15 protein-coding genes are annotated in these 18668 nt (G+C 71.6%); 9 read left to right on the forward strand and 6 right to left on the reverse strand.

Going from position 1 to position 18668, the window contains the following annotated elements:
- Positions 1-12 precede the first annotated feature (12 nt).
- Positions 13-1275 (forward strand): serine hydrolase domain-containing protein, encoded by a 1263-nt coding sequence (locus ABH937_RS32570; RefSeq protein ID WP_280691905.1) that lies wholly within the window; start codon positions 13-15, stop codon positions 1273-1275.
- On the opposite strand, the gene ABH937_RS32575 is transcribed toward ABH937_RS32570, so the two are convergent.
- From ABH937_RS32575 to ABH937_RS32585, 3 genes are all read right to left on the reverse strand, one after another.
- Entirely contained in the window at positions 1241-1669 is a 429-nt protein-coding gene (locus tag ABH937_RS32575) for a DUF779 domain-containing protein (RefSeq protein WP_370220274.1), read from the reverse strand. The genes ABH937_RS32570 and ABH937_RS32575 overlap by 35 nt on opposite strands.
- On the reverse strand, positions 1669-3174 hold the full coding sequence (locus ABH937_RS32580) for an aldehyde dehydrogenase family protein (RefSeq protein WP_370220275.1): 1506 nt from the start codon (positions 3172-3174) through the stop codon (positions 1669-1671). Before ABH937_RS32580 ends, ABH937_RS32575 begins: the two co-directional genes overlap by 1 nt.
- 105 nt (positions 3175-3279) lie before the next feature.
- Positions 3280-4230 carry a hypothetical protein gene (locus ABH937_RS32585; protein WP_370220276.1) on the reverse strand — a complete coding sequence of 317 codons (951 nt, stop codon included), beginning with the start codon at positions 4228-4230 and terminating at the stop codon, positions 3280-3282.
- Between the two features lie 247 nt (positions 4231-4477).
- Here ABH937_RS32585 and ABH937_RS32590 point away from each other — a divergent pair, with 247 nt between their 5' ends.
- The 6 genes from ABH937_RS32590 (at position 4478) to ABH937_RS32615 (ending at position 12455) form a co-directional block, all read left to right on the forward strand.
- A complete protein-coding gene (locus ABH937_RS32590; protein ID WP_370220277.1) occupies positions 4478-7417 on the forward strand; it encodes an AAA family ATPase in 2940 nt (979 codons plus the stop codon).
- 61 nt (positions 7418-7478) lie between these two features.
- Positions 7479-8585 carry an aldose epimerase family protein gene (locus tag ABH937_RS32595; RefSeq protein ID WP_370220278.1) on the forward strand — a complete coding sequence of 369 codons (1107 nt, stop codon included), beginning with the start codon at positions 7479-7481 and terminating at the stop codon, positions 8583-8585.
- Between the two features lie 37 nt (positions 8586-8622).
- Positions 8623-11088, forward strand: coding sequence for a nitrate- and nitrite sensing domain-containing protein (locus ABH937_RS32600; RefSeq protein ID WP_370220279.1), 2466 nt, complete (start codon positions 8623-8625; stop codon positions 11086-11088).
- Positions 11085-11489 carry a roadblock/LC7 domain-containing protein gene (locus ABH937_RS32605; RefSeq protein ID WP_280691911.1) on the forward strand — a complete coding sequence of 135 codons (405 nt, stop codon included), beginning with the start codon at positions 11085-11087 and terminating at the stop codon, positions 11487-11489. Before ABH937_RS32600 ends, ABH937_RS32605 begins: the two co-directional genes overlap by 4 nt.
- Before the next feature lie 53 nt (positions 11490-11542).
- Positions 11543-11887, forward strand: coding sequence for a DUF742 domain-containing protein (locus ABH937_RS32610; RefSeq protein WP_280691952.1), 345 nt, complete (start codon positions 11543-11545; stop codon positions 11885-11887).
- A 1-nt stretch (position 11888) separates the two neighbouring features.
- Positions 11889-12455: an ATP/GTP-binding protein gene (locus ABH937_RS32615; protein ID WP_280691912.1), complete on the forward strand. Its 567-nt coding sequence runs from the start codon at positions 11889-11891 to the stop codon at positions 12453-12455.
- A 66-nt stretch (positions 12456-12521) separates the two neighbouring features.
- Here ABH937_RS32615 and ABH937_RS32620 read toward each other — a convergent pair whose 3' ends face one another.
- The 3 genes from ABH937_RS32620 to ABH937_RS32630 form a co-directional block, all read right to left on the reverse strand.
- Positions 12522-13292 (reverse strand): G1 family glutamic endopeptidase, encoded by a 771-nt coding sequence (locus tag ABH937_RS32620; protein WP_370220280.1) that lies wholly within the window; start codon positions 13290-13292, stop codon positions 12522-12524.
- Positions 13293-13518: 226 nt separating this feature from the next.
- Complete coding sequence (fahA, locus tag ABH937_RS32625) at positions 13519-14736, reverse strand: fumarylacetoacetase (RefSeq protein ID WP_370220281.1); 1218 nt, start codon at positions 14734-14736, stop codon at positions 13519-13521.
- Positions 14733-15965, reverse strand: a complete 1233-nt coding sequence (locus ABH937_RS32630; protein WP_280691915.1) for a homogentisate 1,2-dioxygenase — start codon at positions 15963-15965, stop codon at positions 14733-14735. The genes fahA and ABH937_RS32630 overlap by 4 nt, the downstream gene beginning before the upstream one ends.
- Before the next feature lie 350 nt (positions 15966-16315).
- On the opposite strand from ABH937_RS32630, the gene ABH937_RS32635 reads away from it, so the two are divergent.
- Together ABH937_RS32635 and ABH937_RS32640 are read left to right on the forward strand one after the other, a co-directional pair.
- Positions 16316-17599, forward strand: a complete 1284-nt coding sequence (locus ABH937_RS32635; protein WP_280691916.1) for an extracellular solute-binding protein — start codon at positions 16316-16318, stop codon at positions 17597-17599.
- A gap of 105 nt (positions 17600-17704) precedes the next feature.
- On the forward strand, positions 17705-18652 hold the full coding sequence (locus ABH937_RS32640; protein WP_280691917.1) for a sugar ABC transporter permease: 948 nt from the start codon (positions 17705-17707) through the stop codon (positions 18650-18652).
- The last annotated feature ends 16 nt before the right edge of the window (positions 18653-18668 follow it).

Raw genomic sequence — 18668 nt, forward strand, 5'->3', positions numbered from 1 at the left:
GATCAGACTAAGGTGCGGGGGGAGAACAGCGGCGAGAACGGCGAGGCAGGCGGCACCGTGGTGGAGATCTGGGGCGAGACGGCCGAGGGGTACGAGCCGGTCCGGGAGGCGTTCGCGCGGAACTTCCGCGACTACGGCGAGCTGGGCGCGGCCTGCACGATCTACCTGCGCGGCCGCAAGGTGGTGGACCTGTGGGGCGGCGACGCCCGGCCCGAGGTCGGCGGGCGTCCGGCGCCGGCGGTCTCCTGGACGGCGGACACCGCGCAGGTGCTGCGCTCGGTGACCAAGGGCTGCACGGCCGCCGCGGCGCTGCTGCTCGCCCAGCGCGGGCAGCTCGACCTGGACGCGCCGGTGGCCGAGTACTGGCCGGAGTTCAAGGCGGCGGGCAAGGAGCGGATACCGGTGCGCTGGCTGCTCTCGCACCGCGCCGGGCTGCCGGCCCTGGACGTGCCGCTGCGGGTGGCGGACGTGCTGGCCTGGGAGCCGGCGGTGGCCGCGGTCGCCGCCCAGGTGCCGGCCTGGGAGCCGGGCAGCGCGCACGGCTACCACCCGTACACCTTCGGCTGGCTGGTCGGCGAGGTGGTCCGCCGGGTGAGCGGGCGCACGGTGGGCCGCTACTTCGCCGAGGAGGTCGCCCAGCCGCTCGGCCTCGACCTGTGGATCGGGCTGCCGGCCGCGGCCGGGCCCCGGGTGGGCCGGCTGGTCGACCTGCCGGCTCCGGTCGTGGCCGCGCAGGGCGGCGGGCTGCGGCTGCGGCCCAAGCGCTCGGTGACCGACGCCTACCAGGACCCGACCTCGCTGACCGCGCGCGCCTTCGGGGTGGTGCGCCCCGCGCTGGACCTGAACGACCCGGCCGCGCAGGCCGCCGAGATCCCGGGGGCCAACGGGATCGGCACGGCCCGCTCGGTGGCCCGCTTCTACGCGGCGCTGATCGGCGCGGCCGACCGGCCCGACGGCTCCGGGCAGCCGCTGCCGGCCCTGTTCACACCCCAGACGCTGGCCGAGGCGGGCAGTTCCGCCTCGGACGGCCCGGACCGGGTGCTGATCGTCAACTCCCGGTTCGGGCACGGCTTCTTCCGGCACAGCTCGACCTCGCCGATGTCCTCACCGGCGGCCTTCGGGCACCCCGGGCGCGGTGGCTCGCTGGGCTTCGCCGATCCGGAGCTGGGGATCGGCTTCGGCTACGTCACCTGCGGCATGCAGCCGGGAGTGACCGGCGACATCCGCTCCCGGGGGCTGATCACGGCGCTCCGGGCCTGCCTGGACGCCGACTAGGGCCTCTCTTACCAGGCCCCTCGTCCGGCTCCCCTTCGGCCACCTCCGCGTCGGTGAGCAGCCGTGACCGGGTCAGGAACCGCTGCCCGGTGGGGGATTCCAGTGAGAAGCCGCTGCCCCGACCGGGCACCACGTCGATGGTCAGGTGGGTGTGCGACCAGTAGGCGAACTGGTCGCGCGCCATCCAGACCGCGACCGGCTCGGCGAGTCCCTCGACCGCCAGCTCGCCGAGCCGGACATCGCTCGCCGAGGTGCGGAACTCGCCGGCCGGGTAGCACATCGGCGCCGAGCCGTCGCAGCAGCCGCCCGACTGATGGAACATCAGCGGGCCGTGCTCGGCGGCCAGTTCGCGCAGCAGCTCGGCCGCCGCCTCGGTCACCGCGACCCTGGGCATCAGAAGAAGCCCAGCGCCTGCGGCGAGTAGCTGACCAGCAGGTTCTTGGTCTGCTGGTAGTGCTCCAGCATCATCTGGTGGTTCTCCCGGCCGATGCCGGAGTTCTTGTAGCCGCCGAACGCGGCATGGGCGGGGTAGAGGTGGTAGGCGTTGGTCCAGACCCGCCCCGCCTGGATCGCCCGTCCGGCCCGGTAGGCGGTCGAGCCGTCCCGGCTCCAGACGCCCGCGCCGAGCCCGTAGAGGGTGTCGTTGGCGATCTCGACGGCGTCCTCGAAACCGTCGAACCGGGTCACCGCGACCACCGGGCCGAAGATCTCCTCCTGGAAGATCCGCATCCCGTTGTCGCCCTCGAAGACGGTCGGCGCCATGTAGTAGCCGCCGGCCAACTCGCCGCCCAGGTCGACCCGTTCGCCGCCGGCCAGCACCTTGGCGCCCTCGGCCTGGCCGATCTCGACGTACGAGAGGATCTTCTCCAGCTGGTCGTTGCTGGCCTGCGCGCCGACCATGGTCTCGGTGTCCAGCGGGTTGCCCTGCTTGATCGCCCGCACCCGCTCCAGGCCGTCGCCCAGGAAGCGGTCGTAGATCGAGGACTGGATCAGCGCCCGGCTGGGACAGGTGCAGACCTCACCCTGGTTCAGCGCGAACATGGTGAAGCCTTCGAGTGCCTTGTCGTAGAAGGCGTCCCGCTCGGCCGCCACGTCCGCGAAGAACAGGTTGGGGCTCTTGCCGCCGAGCTCCAGGCTGACCGGGATCAGGTTGGCGCTGGCGTACTGCATGATCAGCCGGCCGGTGGTGGTCTCGCCGGTGAAGGCGATCTTGCGGATCCGGGGGCTGGCGGCGAGCGGCTTGCCGGCCTCGACGCCGAAGCCGTTGACCACGTTGACCACGCCGGCCGGCAGCAGGTCGGCGATCAGCTCGATCAGCACCAGGATCGAGGCCGGGGTCTGCTCGGCCGGCTTGAGCACCACGGCGTTGCCGGCCGCCAGGGCCGGGGCGAGCTTCCAGATCGCCATCAGGATCGGGAAGTTCCACGGGATGATCTGGCCGACCACGCCGAGTGGTTCGTGGAAGTGGTAGGCGACGGTGTCCTCGTCGATCTGCGACAGGCCGCCCTCCTGGGCCCGGATCGCGCCGGCGAAGTACCGCAGGTGATCGATGGCCAGCGGGATGTCCGCGGCCAGCGCCTCGCGGACCGGCTTGCCGTTCTCCCAACTCTCGGCTATCGCCAGGAGTTCGAGGTTGGCCGCCATCCGGTCGGCGATCGCGTTCAGCAGCTGGGCGCGTTCGGCCGGGGAGGTGCGGCCGAAGGCGGGAGCGGCGGCGTGTGCCGCGTCCAGCGCCAACTCGATGTCGGCGGCGGTGGAGCGGGCCACCTCGCAGAAGACCTGGCCGGTGACCGGCGTTGGGTTCGCGAAGTACTGCCCGCGCACCGGGGGCACCCAGGCGCCTCCGATCCAGTTCTCGTAGCGGGACTTGAAGCTGGTCGGAGGCTGGTAGATCGTCAAGTCCGGTTTCTCCTCGGCAGAGTGGGTGGCCGGCAGCGAGAGATGACGTGCTCTGCGCACCCTAGCCGTGCTCCAGCCGCTCGGCTACGGTGTGTCCCGAACCGGTCACTCCAGCTGGTAGCGGCCGGTGCCGCTCTCCCAGCTCAGGTAGCCGGAGAGCCAGGCGGTCAGGCCGTCCGCGTAGCGCTGCGCGGTCCGGCTCTGGTCCGGTCCGAGTTCCAGCTCCCGGTAGGTGCGCGGCAGTTCGTCCACCAGTCGGGCGTAGCGGTCGACCATCAGCTGGGCCTCGGCGAGCACCACCGAGCCGGCCTCCTCCAGGGAGCAGTCGCGCTCCCGCTGCACGATCATCACCAGGTTGTTCACGTCACCGCGGGGTGCCTCCTGCGGATAGGAGCGGATGTCGTTGCTCAGCGAGGGGATGTCGGCGGCCAGTTGGCGAAGCTGCTTGAGCAGCGGGCTGTGGAAGGCGGCGGGGGCCACCTCGAACCGGCCGAGCCGCTCCACCATGTCCAGCACCGACTCCATCGCGGCGGTGCCCCGACGCAGGATCAGATAGGTCTCCCGGTCCGGCGGTTCGCCGCTGCGTCGGCCGGCCGCCTCGGCGGGATGGCTGGCGAAGTAGCTCTCCCAGTTGTAGGTGGCCCGGGCCCGCCAGCGTGGTGACATGCCGCGGCTGATCCGCTGCCAGAGGTCCTCGAAGGCCATGGCGCACGGGGTGTCGGCGGGGGCGGGCGTGCCGTGCAGCACGCCGGTGAGGCGGTCGCACAACAGCGCGACGTCGCCTGGTCGGCGGCCGAGCGGGCCGTCGAATTGGTCGTCGAAGAGGAAGTAGAAGCCCATCAGGTCGGTGGCCAGCGCCAACTCCTCCGCGGTGCAGTCCGGGTAGCTCAGCGCGGCGAGCGCGGGAACGTCCCAGCGGGCGTAGGAGTCGGGGGTCAGGGCACTGCCGAGCATCCGGTGCTCGAGCAGCCAGCGCCGGTGTTGGGTCTCGGCGTTGGCGATATGCGGGTTTCGGCGGTGGGGGTAGGGGACGTCAAGGGTCGTCGCGTCGGACATCGGACTCCCGGGAGGTGAGGGCCGGTCGTACGGGTGGTGCCACGGGTTAGCATGATCCCTGGTTTCTGCGGCCCGCAGGGTATCTGATCACACCATCAGGTGGCGTGACTGTCGCAGCAATTGCCCACGGCACCTGCCCTTGAACCATGGCCAGTAGCGCTACCTGCGCGAAGCGTCGGCGCGCGGGCCGTCCCGGCGATAGCCTCACCCTGAGGATCACGCAGCGGCGACGTGGAGGGGACCGACGGTGACCGAACGGGAGAGCGAGCGCGGACCGGGCGAGGCGTCGTCGGTGCCGCGACTCTACGAGCGCGAGATCGCGCTGAGCGCGGCCAGGGCGGCGATCGACACGCTGCGCCGGGACTTCGCGGCCGGCGGTGTCAATCTGGGCTCGCTGCTGCTCTACAGCGGCAAGGCCGGGCTCGGCAAGACCACCATGCTCCAGCAGGTCAGGGCGCTGGCCAGGAACCAGGGCCTGGCCGTGCTCAGCGGCCGGGCCGGTGAGCAGCGGGTCAACGAACCCTTCTACCTGCTGCGCCAGTTGCTGCTGCCCGAGCTGCTGCGGCTGCGCCCGGAGGAGCAGCAGGAGGTGCTCGGGCCGTGGCGCGAGATCGCCGGCCCGGCGCTCGCCCTGCTGTTGCCCGGCGGCGAGGCGGCCGACCCGCAGAGCGTGCGCACGGGTATCGACTACGTGGTGACCCAACTGGCCATCCGCCGGGCACCGCTGGTGATGCTGGTGGACGACCTGCAGTGGGCCGACCACGAGTCGCTCAGCTGGCTGGAGGCCTTCGCCCAGCGCTGCCCCGAACTGCCGGTGCTGCTGGCCATCGCCTGGCGCTCCAGCGAGATGCCCGAACAGGCCCAGTCCTTCCGCGCCCTGGTGGCCGGCAACGCGCACCGGCACCTGGAGTTCCAGGGCCTGCAACCGGAGCCGGTCAAGAAGCTGGTCCACGAGGCATTCCCGGACACCGCGGAGGACTCCTTCTGCCGTCAGGTCTGGGCGGTCACCGACGGCAACCCGTTCCTGGTCAACGCGCTGCTGGCGAAGATCCGCGAGAGCGGCATCGAGCCGGTGCACGAGAACGTGCCGCTGTTGCACGACCTGGCCGCCGAGGCCCAGGGCATGGACCGCGACTACTGGCTGACCAAACTCAGCGTCAACACCTTCAACTTCGCCCAGGCCGCCGCGATGCTCGGCACCCAGATCGCGATCCCGGTGGCGACCAGGATCGCCGGCATGGCCCCGTCGGGCGCCGCCGACGCGATCGCCGAGCTGCGCCGCCACCAGGTGCTCAACGGTCCGGCCGACGGCCCGCTGGAGTTCGTCCACCCGCTGCTCGCCACCTCGCTCTACAAGTCGATCCGGCTGGGCATGCGCACCGCGATGCACGGCAAGGCCGCCCAGGAGCTGGAGAACGCCGGGCGCCCGCTGGTGGAGTCATCCCGGCATCTGCTGGAGACCCACCCGGAGGGCGATCCCGAGGTGGTGGTCAAGTTGCGCCAGGCCTCCCGCGAGCACCTGGCGGTCGGCGCCCCGGACGCGGCCGTGCGCTGCCTGGACCGCGCGCTGGCCGAGCCGCCGGAGGACGAGGACCGGCCCGAGGTGATCTACGAGCTGGGCTGCGCGACGCTGCTCACCGACCCGGTCAGCACGGTCAACCAGCTCCGCCTCGCGCTCGACACCACCCCGCCGCTCCGCAGCGACCTGCGGGTGGACGCGACCTTCCGGCTCTCCGAGGTGCTCGCGCACAGCGGCCGGCTGGTGGAGGCCGCCGAGGTCACCCTGGCCGAGGCCGAGCGGACCGCGCCGGGCTCGGGGCGGACCAGGCTGCAGGTGGCCCACTTCATCTGGGCGGCCTTCCAGCGCGAGGAGGTCGACGGCCCCGAGCGGTCGGCCCGCCTCGCCGCGCTCTGTGCGGAGCTGCCCGGCGACGACCTCTCGGCGCGGGCCGCCCGGGCGTTGCGCGCCTGGGACCTGACGCTGCAGGGCGGCGACTGTGCCGAGGTGCTGGCGCTGGTGGACTCCGCGCTGCTGCCGGACGGCCGGCTGCCCGCCGGGCTGGAGTGGACCGGCACCATGTGGGGCCTGGAGCTGCCCGGGATCATCGGCCTCACCTACGTCTACACCGACCGGCTGGACCGCGCCGAGAAGCTCTTCGAGGAGGCGATCAGGACCTTCGAGGTGGCGGGCTGGGGCGGCGGCCATCTCGGCTTCGCCTACTTCCTGATGGGCCTGGTCCGGTTCCGCCGCGGCGCGCTGGCGGAGGCCGAGAACTTCCTGCGCCAGGCGCTGCGGATCGCCCGCCAGTTGGGCCCCGGCCTGCCGCTGCAGTGGGACGCGGTCGGCGTGCTGGCCGACACCCTGCTGGCGCGCGGCCGGACCGACGACGCCTGGAAGCTGGCCGCCGAGTTCTCCTTCGCCCCGCCGTACCACCCCACCGCGATGGTGCTGCCGGACGCCGCCACCCTCTACGGCAAGCTGCTGCTGGCCCAGCAGGAGCGGCCGGCGGCCGCCGAGGTGTTCACCGAGGTCGGCGAGCGGCTGGTCGAACGCGGCTGGCACAACACCATCTGGGCGCCCTGGCTCGGCAACCTGGCGCTCGCGGTGCTGCCCGAGGACCCGGAGCGGGCCCGTCGGTTGGCCGACGAGGGGCTGGCCAGGGCCCGCTCCTCCGGCGTCGCCTCGGCGATCGGGACCGCCCTGCGGATGAAGGCCGCGGTGGCCGAGGGCCAGAACGCCGTCGACCTGCTCGCCGAGGCGGTGCGCGAACTCGGCCGCTCCCCGGTCGGCTACGAGCAGGCCTGCGCGCTGGTCGAGTTGGGCGCCGCGCTGCGCAAGTCGGGCCGGCTCGCCGAGGCCACTGAGCAGCTGCACCAGGGCATGGAGTTGGCGGTGGAGTGCAACGCGGACGGCCTGATGGCCCGGGCCCGCGAGGAGCTCAGGGCCTCGGGCCTGCGCCCGAGCCGACTGCGCAGCACCGGTCGGGACGCGCTGAGCCAGGTCGAGTGGCGGGTCGCCCAGCTCACCGTGGAGGGCCTGTCGCCGGCGGAGATCGCCGAGCGCCTGAAGATGCCGCCGGGTCTGGTCGACCGCCGGTTGGCCGCGGTGCACCGCAAGACCGGCAGCACCCAGGCGGGCCTGGCCGCCGCGCTCGGCCTGACGAACAAGAGCCCTGACACCCCCTAGGCTGACGCTGAGTAAGCCCCGTAAGCCCGTCGTCGGCACGGCGAATTCAAAGGAGCAGCAGATGGCGCCCAACTCCGAGCACCCGGTGACGGTCTCGCACGCCCCGTTGGAGCACAGTGGGGCCGGGGTCGCGATCGAGCGCTGGACCCTGCGGGCCGGGCCGGTGGAGGTGGCGGTGCTCACCCTGGGCGCCACCCTGCACGGCGTGCGGATCCCGGACCGCACCGGCGCCGTGGGCCAGGTGCTGCTCGGCAGCGAGGAGTTGAGCCAGATCCTCGGCCCGGCCCGGCACTTCGGTGCCACCGTCGGGCGGTACGCGAACCGGATCGCGGACAGCCGGATCACCCTGGACGGGCAGGAGTTCCGGTTGGCCCCCACCGGTGGCGGGGTCACCCTGCACGGTGGTCCGGACGGCTTCGCCGACCGGGTCTGGGCCGCCGAGCCGGTCACCGAGGACGACCGGGCCGGCGTTCGGCTGCACCTGCACAGCCCCGACGGGGACCAGGGCTTCCCCGGCGCGCTGGACGTCTGGGTGAGCTACCTGCTCTCCGCCACCGGCGAACTGGCCATCGAGTACCGGGCCGTCACCACCCGCCCCACCGTCCTCAACCTGACCAACCACTTCTACGTCAACCTCGCCGGCGAGGGCAGCGGCGACGTGCTCGACCAACTGCTCACGCTGGACGCCGACGAGTACACCCCGGTCGACGAGCGGCAGATCCCGTACGGCCCGTTCGAGCCGGTGGCCGACACCCCGTTCGACTTCCGCACCGCGCGCCCGATCGGCAAGGCGATCCACGAGAAGCACCCGCAGCTGGTCGGCCCGGGCGGTTACGACCACAACTGGGTGCTGCGCCCGCGCCCGCAGGACGGGCCGCCGGTGCGGGCGGCGCTGCTGGAGGACCCGGTCTCCGGGCGCAGCCTGGAAGTGCTGACCACCCAGCCGGGCATCCAGGTGTTCACGGCGAACACCTTCCACGGCGCGGTCAGCGGGCCCACTGGGGCCGCCTACGGGCCCTACGCCGGGGTCGCGTTGGAGACCCAGCACCACCCGGACTCGCCGCACCACCCCGGGTACCCGTCCACCGAGCTGCGCCCTGGTCAGGAGTTTCGTTCGGCGACGGTACTCCGTTTCGCCTGGGGTTTCCCCGACAGTCACACTGTATGACTAGTATCACCCCGTCAAAGGTCGTACCAAAGACGGCGTGTCGCCACAGAGCACCGCCCCTCTCGAGGAGACTGCCCTGCGCGCGCGTAGAGCCGACAGGCTGCGAAAGACGTCAAGAACCAGGCGCTCGCGTCTCACCCTGCGGACCGCGCTGCTGGTCCTGGCGATCGTCCCCAGCGTCGCGCTCGCCGCGCTCTGGGCCGTCACCACCGGACAGACCCTGTCCGACTTCCAGCGGCAGGCCGCCCAGGGGCGACTGTCCCAGCGCGCGGGCCAGCCCTCCAACATCGTGTACTACAACCTGCAGGAGGAGCGCCGGCTCTCCGCCGAGCAACTGGCCCAGCCGGGCAGCGTCACCGACCAGTTGACCACCCAGCGGCTGGCCACCGACGACGCGGTGCGCACCTTCCAGAAGCTCTCCAGGGTCTCCCAGTCGCACGCCTCCACCGAGGTGAAGGACGCCATCAACACCGCCCGCACCGCGCTGGACCAGCTGCCGCAACGGCGGGCCGCGGTGGACCAGGGCAGCGTCGACCAGCAGAGCGTTTTCGTCTACTACACCAACCTGATCACCGTCGACCTCAAGCTGTTCAGCGCGCTCAGCCACGTGGACAACGGCGAGGTCGGCTACCTCTCACGGACCCTGGTCGACGAGTTCTGGGCCAAGGAGATGGTCTCGCGCGAGGACGCGATCCTGGCCCGCGGCTGGCCCAGCGGCAAGCTGTCGACGCCGGACTTCCAGGCGGTGCAGCAGTCGATCGGCGCCCAGTCGTTCCTCTACACCGTCAAGATCCTGCCGTACCTGCCCAGCCAGGAGGCGGCCGCGGCCCAGCGGTTGACCACCGGCTCGCCCTGGCAGACCAAGCTCGACATCGAGCAGCAACTGCTGAAGCCCACCCCGGTCGGCGCCGACGCCGCCGTCCCGCTGCCGCCGGTGCAGGACCAGTGGCGCCAGGCCATCGAACTCACCACCCCGCAGCTGGTATCGCTGCTGCAGACCCGCACCGACGCGGTGGTCGCCGCCGGCAACAGCGCCGTCCGGACGCTGCTGCTGCGACTGGTGCTGACCAGCGTCATCGGCCTCTTCGCGGTGATCGCCGTGATCATCACCTCCTGGCGGCTGGCCCGCTCGCTGCGCCGGCGGATCGTCGACCTCCAGGGCCAGGCCGGCGAGCTCGAACGGACCCTGCCCGAGCTGGTCGAACGGCTCGGCCGCGGCGAGGCGGCGACAGCGGCGCAGGAGGGCGTGGCGATCAGCGCCGACCCGGCTCGCGGCGACGAGCTCAGCCGGCTCGGCCAGGCGCTCAACCTGGCCCGGCACAGCGCCGTCACCGCAGCCGTCGCCCAGGCCGAGCAGCACCGCGGCTTCGAACGCCTGCTGCAGCGCATCGCCCGCCGCACCCAGCTGCTGATCGGCCTTCAGCTGAAGACGCTGAACGAGATGGAGCGCAAGCACGAGGACCCCGAGGTGCTGGAGGGCCTCTTCGACCTCGACCACCTCACCGCGCGCCTGCGCCGCTACGAGGAGAACCTGGTCATCCTGGCCGGCGGCCAGCCGCAGCGCCGCTGGCGCAAGCCGGTCTCGCTGCTCGACGTGCTGCGCGCCGCCCAGGGCGAGGTGCAGGACTACCGGCGGATCCTGATCGACATCGAGGGCGCCCCGTGGCTCTCCGAGCGCGCGGTCGGTCCGGTGGTGCACGTGCTGGCGGAGCTGATGGAGAACGCCGCGGCCTTCTCCAAGCCGCCCACGCCGGTCGAGGTGCGCGCCGCGATGGTCGGGCGGGGCCTGGCGGTGGAGGTCGAGGACCGCGGGCTGGGCATGGAGCCCGAGCAGTTGGACGCCGCCAACGACCTGATGCGCCGCCCGCCGCGGATGGACGTGCTGGCGCAGGCCGACGACATCCGGCTCGGCCTCTACGTGGTCGCCCGGCTGGCCGACACCCTGGGGTTGCGGGTGGAGTTCCGCGCCTCGGCCTTCGGCGGCACCCGTGCGGTGGTGCTGATCCCGGGCGAGCTGGTCACCGACGGCGCCGTGCTGGAGCCGGTGCCGGTGGAGGTCCCGCCGCTGCCCGCCAGGGTGCGCGGGCGCACCCTGCCCGCCGAACTGCCGGCGCCGGTCGAGCCGGTGCCAGTCGAGCCGGTGCCGCCGGCCGCGACCCCGGCCATCGAGCCGGCCCCCGTCCCCGTCCCCGTCCCCGTCCTCGTCCCCGTCGCCCGCCCGTCCTGGGCGGTACCCGCCGGCGACCACGAACGGACCGCCGAGAACGTGCAGTCCCCGCTCCCGCAGCGGGTCCGCCAGGCCAGCCTGGCCGCCGAACTGCGCACCCCGGCCACCTCGCCGGAGCGCGGCCACACCCCGGGTGACCCCACAGAAGCACCAGCACCCGCCCCGGCCCGCTCCAGTGCCGCGATCGGCGCCTTCCAGCGCCGCTCCCGGGCCGCCCGCCTCGGTGACGAGACCACCGAGTCGACCCCCATCCCTCCCGGTAAGGACCCGTCATGACGCGCACCATCGCCACCCATCAGGACCTGGACTGGCTGTTGGACGGGTTGGTGGACTCGGTGGCCGGGACCAGACACGCCGTGCTGCTCTCCGACGACGGCCTGGTGGTCAGCAAGTCGCGTGGCATCGAGCGGGCGGACGCCGAGCGGCTGGCGGCGGTGGCGACCGGCCAGCAGAGCCTGGCCCGTGGTGTCGGCACGCTCTTCGACGGTGGTGCGGTGCACCAGGTGATCGTCGAACTGGCCGAGTTGTGGCTCTTCATCACCGCCGCCGGCCAGGGCACCCACCTGGCCGTGATCGCCTCCCAGGAGGTGGACGCCGAGGTGATGTCGCTGGCCATGCACACGCTGGTCCAGCAGGTCGGGCAGAAGCTCAGCACGCCGATCCGGAGCGTCGGTTGAGCCCGAACTGGGAGGAGCTGGAGGAGACGGTCGGGGACGACGGCGCGCAGTCGATGGTCCGCCCGTACACCATCACCCGCGGCCGCACCGCGCCCGAGCGCGACGACCTGACCCTGATCACCGTGCTGACGCTGGTGTCGGGGGCCGCCGAGCAGCCGGGCCGCCGGCTGCAGCCCGAGCACCGGGTGATCCTGGCCCGGTGCGCCCGGCAGCCCGCGGCGGTCGCGGAGCTGGCGGCCGACCTGGACCTGCCGGTCTCGGTCACCAAGATCCTGCTCGGCGACCTGATCGCTCTGGGCCTGCTGGCCGCCCGGGCCCCGATCGCGGTGGCCAGGGCCGGTGGCGGCGTCGACCTCGGCCTGCTGAACGCCGTACGCGAGGGACTGCGGAGACTCTGAGATGACAGACAGTCAGGCGGCCCCGGCCGCTGTCAAGATCCTGATCGCGGGCGGCTTCGGGGTGGGCAAGACCACCCTGGTCGGCTCGGTCAGCGAGGTCACCCCGCTGCGCACCGAGGAGTACCTGACCCGGGCCAGCGTCGGCGTCGACTCCCTGGACGGGGTGGACACGAAGGACACCACCACCGTCGCGCTCGACTTCGGCCGGATCACCATCGGCCCCGAGCTGGTGGTCTACCTCTTCGGCACCCCGGGCCAGGAGCGCTTCTGGTTCATGTGGAACGACCTGGTGAACGGCGCGCTGGGCGGGGTGGTGATCGCCGACACCCGGCGGCTGGAGAGCAGCTTCGCGTCGATCGACTTCTTCGAGAGCCGGCGGATCCCCTTCGTGGTGGCGATCAACTGCTTCGACGGCGTCAACACCCGTACGGCCGCCGAGATCCGCGTCGCGCTCGACCTGGACCCGCAGGTGCCGCTGCTGGTCGGCGACGTGCGGACGCGTGCGTTCGGGCGGGACGTGCTGCTCGCCCTGGTCGAGCACCTGATCAACCAGCCGGCCCTGGTCTGAGGACCGGGACGCCGGAGTCGACATGCCTAGGGCCGCCGGTCACGACCGGCGGCCCTAGGCGTGCGGTCAGCTGTGGTGCCAGTTCACCGAGAAGGCGTTGCCGTCGGTCAGCGGCGAGGTGCTGGCCAGCACCGTCCCGTCGTGGGCGGCCATGGTGACGTTCTCCGGGGAGAAGCCGCCGATCGGCCTGCCGTTGGCGGTGGCCCCGGTGAAGTCGACCTGCTGGAAGTCGGTCAGCGGCAGCGGCCCGTTGGCGTCCGAGGGGGCCTCGGCGATGATCTCGGCCGAAGCCAGTGCGGCGCCCGGCAGGGTCCGCTTGATGCTGTGGCTCCAGCCCTGGGTGGTGTCGGCGAGCTTCAGGGTGAAGGAGCCGGCGCCGGTCTCGGTCACGGAGGCGGCGAAGTGGTCGCCGGGCCGCACCTCGTTGGTGAACATGACCGGGTAGGCCGGGTACATCTCGTACCAGGAGTAGTACTGCGGCGAGCCGCCGGAGCAGTCGACCTCGCTGCCGGTCTGCTCGACCGAGTCGCTGCCGTCGCCGTCCAGGCCGACCCAGAAGCTGGACCAGGTGTCGTCGTTGGTGCACAGGCCGGTCGGCTCGACCCAACTGGCGCTGACGCTGGTGAACTTGGCGCCGGTGGCGGCGTAACCGGCCCAGTTGGTGCTGGTGCCCTGGGTGATGGGGGTGCCGTGCGGTCCGACCAGGTGCGGGGAGGTGGCCACGATCGGCGCGTGCAGCAGCGCGGGGGCGGTGGCGGCGAGAGCGGGGACGGTGTTGCCGAGGACCGCCGCGAGGGCGGCGCAGACGGCCAGGGCGCGACGACGGGGGGCGGGCATGGCTACTCCACCGGATCGATAGTGTGCTGACGGGGTGTGTACTGACGGCTGGGTGCCGACAGACCTATGCCCGTCCGACCGTCCGGTGATGTGACGCATCCTCAGATTGACCTCACGCTTCACCTGTTCGGGTGAGCCGCCTCATCCTGTGCGGACCTTCGATGAGGACAGAGCGGAGCGGTCGGCCCCCCTGATCGGGGTGGCCGGCCGCTCCGCTGTCGGTCCGTCAGCCCGTGATCGTGCCGGTCACCTCGCCGAACCCGATCCGCACGCCGTCCGCGCCGGGCGCCGAGGCGGTCATCGTCACGGTGTCGCCGTCCTGGAGGAAGGTCCTGGTGGAGCCGTCCGGCAGGGTGATCGGGTCGCGCCCGTTCCAGGTCAGCTCGATCAGCGAGCCGCGCTGGTCGGCCGCCGCGCCGGAGATCGTCCCCGAGCCGTACAGGTCACCGGTGCGCAGCGAGGCGCCGTTGACCGTGGTGTGCGCGAGCATCTGGGCCGGCGACCAGTACATCCCGGCGTACGGCGGGCGCGAGATGACGGCGCCGTTCAGCCGCACCTCCAGCTCGAGGTCCAGCCCCCAGGGCTCCTTCTCCACCAGGTAGGGCAGCGGCTGCGGCTGCTGAACCGGGGTGGCCACCCGGGCCGCTTCCAGCGCGGCGAGCGGGACCACCCAGGGGGAGATCGAAGTGGCGAAGGACTTGCCGAGGAACGGGCCGAGCGGCACGTACTCCCAGGCCTGGATGTCGCGGGCACTCCAGTCGTTGAGCAGCACCGCGCCGAAGACGTGCTGCGCGAAGTCGTCGACGCCCACCGGCTCGCCCAGCGTCGAGCCGGCGCCGACCACGAAGCCCAGCTCGGCCTCGATGTCCAGCTTCACCGAGGAGCCGAAGACCGGTGCCGGGTCGTTCGGTCCCTTGCGCTGCCCGCTCGGGCGGCGGATCTCGGTGCCGGAGGCCACCACGGTGCCCGCGCGCCCGTGGTAACCGACCGGCAGGTGCTTCCAGTTCGGCAGCAGCGCCTCGCCGCCGGGCCGGAAGATGTGGCCCAGGTTGGTGGCGTGCTGCTCCGAAGCGTAGAAGTCCACGTAGTCCGCCACCTCCACCGGAAGGTGGAGCTTGACCTCGTCGATCCGGTGGAGGTTGGCCTCCACCAGTCGTCGCTCGCCGTCGTCCGTCAGCAGGTTGGTGACCCGCTCGCGCACGTACGCCCACTCGGCGGGGCCGCGGCGCAGGAAGCGGTTGAGCGAGCCGGTGGCCAGGTCACCGCCGAGCGGTGTGCCCGCCCAGACCGCCGAGAGGTCCAGCACGAACTCGCCGATCGCCACGCCCACCCGGGGCTGGGCGGAGCCGCGCGGGGTGAACACGCCATAGGGCAGGTTCTGCACCGGGAAGGGGGAGCCCTCCGGCACCGGGATCCAGCTCTGAAGGGCCTGCTGAGCCGTCACTGCTGCTTGCCACCGTCCTGCGGGCCGCGCCCGCTCCAGCTCCACGCGTACTTGCCGTCATCGCTCGCCCGGCCGCCCTCGGCGACCTCCAGCGGGCGGAAGGTGTCCACCATCACCGCGAGTTCGTCGAAGAACTCGGCTCCGATCGAGCGCTCGTAGGCGCCCGGCTGCGGGCCGTGGGTGTGCCCGCCCGGGTGCAGCGAGATCGACCCCTGGCCGATGCCCGAGCCCTTGCGGGCCTCGTAGTTCCCGCCGCAGTAGAACATGACCTCGTCGCTGTCCACGTTGGAGTGGTAGTACGGCACCGGGATCGACAGCGGGTGGTAGTCCACCTTGCGCGGTACGAAGTTGCAGATCACGAAGTTGTTGCCCTCGAAGACCTGGTGGGCCGGCGGCGGCTGGTGGATCCGGCCGGTGATCGGCTCGTAGTCGCTGATGTTGAAGGCGTACGGGTAGAGGCAGCCGTCCCAGCCCACCACGTCGAAGGGGTGGCTGGGGGTGACGAAGACGGTGCCGGCGACGCCGCTGGAGCCGTTGCCGCGGTGCTTGACGTAGATCTCGGTGTCCTCGGCGCGCTCGTCCTCGCCGACCACCAGCGGCCCGACCGGCCCGCGCAGGTCGCGCTCGCAGAACGGCGCGTGCTCCAGCAACTGGCCGTACTTGGAGAGGTAGCGCTTGGCCGGGGTGATGTGGCTGTTCGCCTCGATCGCGTAGAGGCGCAGCGGCTGCTCGCCGCTCGGCAGCCAGCGGTGGGTGGTGGCGCGGGGGAGGATCACGTAGTCGCCCTGGCCCACCTCCAGGCTGCCGAAGACCGTCTCCACCGTGCCGCTGCCGGACTCCACGTAGACGCACTCGTCGCCTATGGCATTGCGGTAGAGGGGCGAGGGCTGACCGCAGGCGACGTAGGCGATCCGCACGTCGGCGTTGGCCAGCACGAGCCGGCGGCCGCGTACCGCGTCCGTCTGGCGCCACTCCTCGCCCGGGAACAGGTCGTGCAGCTTGAAGTGGAAGGGCTTCAAGGGGTGGTTCGGCTCCGGCTTGCCGTCCGGCAGGGCCCAGATCCGACTGTCCACCAGGGCGGAGGGGATGGCGCGGTGGTAGAGCAGCGAGGAGTCGGAGAAGAAGCCCTCCTCGCCCATCAGCTCCTCGTAGTAGAGGCCGCCGGCCTCGTCGCGGTGCTGGGTGTGCCTCTTGGGCGGCACCGTGCCAACGGTGCGGTAATACGCCATCTGCGCCTCCTGAGCGACTGACACCCTGGACTGCACCGGCCAGGGCGGAACCGCCCGTGGGGTGGGGGCGGCCCGGACCAATCCCATGGCAGGGGCGCTGCGCTGTCAAGAACCAGCCGGGCTGGTCAAGACGCGTGGAGGCAACTCTCTGGACACGCGAATGTAACGATCGCCCGCCTCTTGCAGAAACTTGCTGCAAGAACTTTCAAACGGCCTTGCAGCGCTGTTACGTTCCTGCTCACAAGCCCGGCGCCGGCAGCCAGTGCGGTTGGTGCCAGGGGGCAAGTATGCGCTCCCGTCCCCGCGCCCGGGCCACCCACCCCCACCACCCTTCCCCCCAAGGAGTTCTCATGCGGCGTGGCATCGCGGCCTCCGCCCTCGTTGCAGCCCTCGCGGTCTCTCTCGCGGCCTGCGGCAGCAGCGGCTCCGGCTCCTCCAGCACGGCTTCCGGCCCGGTGACCATCACCTACTGGGACACCTCCAACGCCACCAACGAGGCGCCGAACTACCAGGCCGTGGTGCAGAAGTTCGAGGCCGCCAACCCGGCCATCAAGGTCAACTTCGTCAACGTGCCGTTCGACCAGGCCCAGAACAAGCTGCAGACGGCGATGAGCAGCAAGGGCGCCCCGGACGTCTTCCGCTCCGACGTCGGCTGGACCGCCGCCTTCGCCAAGGGGGGCTACCTGACTCCGCTGGACGGCACCCCCGCGCTGCCCGACGCCTCGGTCTTCCAGCCCAGCCTGATCAAGCAGGCGCAGTACCAGGGCAAGACCTACGGCGTCCCGCTGGTCACCGACACCCTGGGCCTGCTCTACAACAAGGCGCTCTTCACCCAGGCGGGCATCACCACCGCGCCGACCAGCTGGGACGACTTGAAGGCTGACGCGGCCACGATCAAGGCCAAGACCGGCGTCGACGGCTTCGAGATGCGCGCCGGCGACGGCTACTACGCGATGCCGCTGCTCTTCGGCGAGGGCACCGACATGGTGGACGCCGCCAACAAGAAGATCACCGTCAACTCGCCCGAGGCCGTCAAGGCGATCAACACCTACCAGTCGCTGTTCACCGCGCCCGGCACGGTCAAGGCCGACATCACCTCCGACGGCTACGCCCACATGATGGACGCCTTCAACAGCGGCAAGGTCGCGGCGATCATCAATGGCCCCTGGGAGATCACCAACATCTACAAGGGCTCGGCCTTCACCGACCACACCAACCTGGGCATCGCCGCCGTCCCGGCCGGTTCGGCCGGCAAGGCGGGCGCCCCCACCGGCGGCCACAACATCGCGGTCTACGCCGGCTCGGACGCCGCCCACCAGGCCGCCGCCGAGAAGTTCGCCGCCTTCATGACCTCGGCCGACAGCGAGTCGTTCATCGCGGAGAAGAACTCCACCCTGCCGACCCGCTCCGACGCCTTCACCGCCGGGGTGAAGTCCGACCCGGGCATCGCCGGCTTCCAGCAGATCCTCAACGTGGCCCAGCCGCGCCCGGCGCTGCCCGAGTACGCCTCGCTCTTCACCTCGCTGGGCACCAACCTCGCCCAGGTCGCCACCGGCCAGAAGGGTGTGCAGGCCGGCCTGGACGCCACCGCCCAGGACTACGCGAAGATCCTGCCGGACTTCGCCAAGCAGTAGTCCGCACGCCGCTCGGCCCGCCCCGGGGGCGGGCCGAGCGGCCGGTGCCATGTCCGACCGCCCCGCCCTCCGGCACGTCGTCCCTCCCAAGAAGGTGTCACCCCCATGGCAGCCCTGGCGCAGCGCCTGAAGCTCTCGTACAGCAAGTACTGGTACGCCTACGTGATGGTGGCACCGGTGGTCATCGTGCTGGGCGTCCTGGTGGCCTATCCGCTGGGCCGGGGCGTCTACCTGACCCTCACCGACGCCAACAGCCTCAACGTCGGCCACACGGTCGGGGTCAACCACATCCCCGACAGCTTCAACTTCGTCGGGCTGCGCAACTACTCCGACATCCTCTTCGGCCCCGGCTCCTACGACCGCTTCTGGTCGCACTTCGTGTGGACCATCGAGTGGACCGTGCTCTGCGTGACGCTGACCGTCGGCACCGGCCTCGGCCTGGCGCTGCTGCTCAACCAGAAGCTGCGCGGCCGCACCGCGTACCGGATGCTGCTGGTCGTGCCGTGGGCGGTGCCCACCTTCGTCACCGTCTTCTCCTGGCGGCTGATGCTCGCCGACGGCGGCCTGGTCAACGCGGCTCTCGGCTCGCTGCACCTGCCGCAGCCCAGTTGGCTGGAGGACCCGCTGGCGCAGAAGACCGCCGCCATCCTGGTCAACACCTGGTGCGGCGTGCCGTTCATGATGCTCTCGCTGCTCGGCGGCCTGCAGTCGATCCCCAGCGAGCTCTACGAGGCCGCCGAGATGGACGGGGCCAGCGCCTGGCAGCAGTTCCGCCACGTCACCCTGCCCGGGCTGCGCTCGGTCTCCAGCACCGTGGTGCTGCTCGGCGTGATCTGGACCTTCAACCAGTTCGCCATCATCTACCTGCTGTTCGGCATGAACGCCCCCGACGTGCAGATCCTGGTGACCTGGGCCTATCAGCTGGGCTTCGGCCAGCAGCCGCGCGACTACGCCCAGTCGGCCAGCTACGGGATCATCCTGCTCTCCATCCTGATCGTCTTCACGGGCTTCTACCAGCGCTGGCTCAAGCGCAACGACCAGACCGCGATCTGACGGCCGGTCAGCAACT

The organism is Kitasatospora sp. GAS1066B, from assembly GCF_041262605.1.
Classification (GTDB): domain Bacteria; phylum Actinomycetota; class Actinomycetes; order Streptomycetales; family Streptomycetaceae; genus Kitasatospora.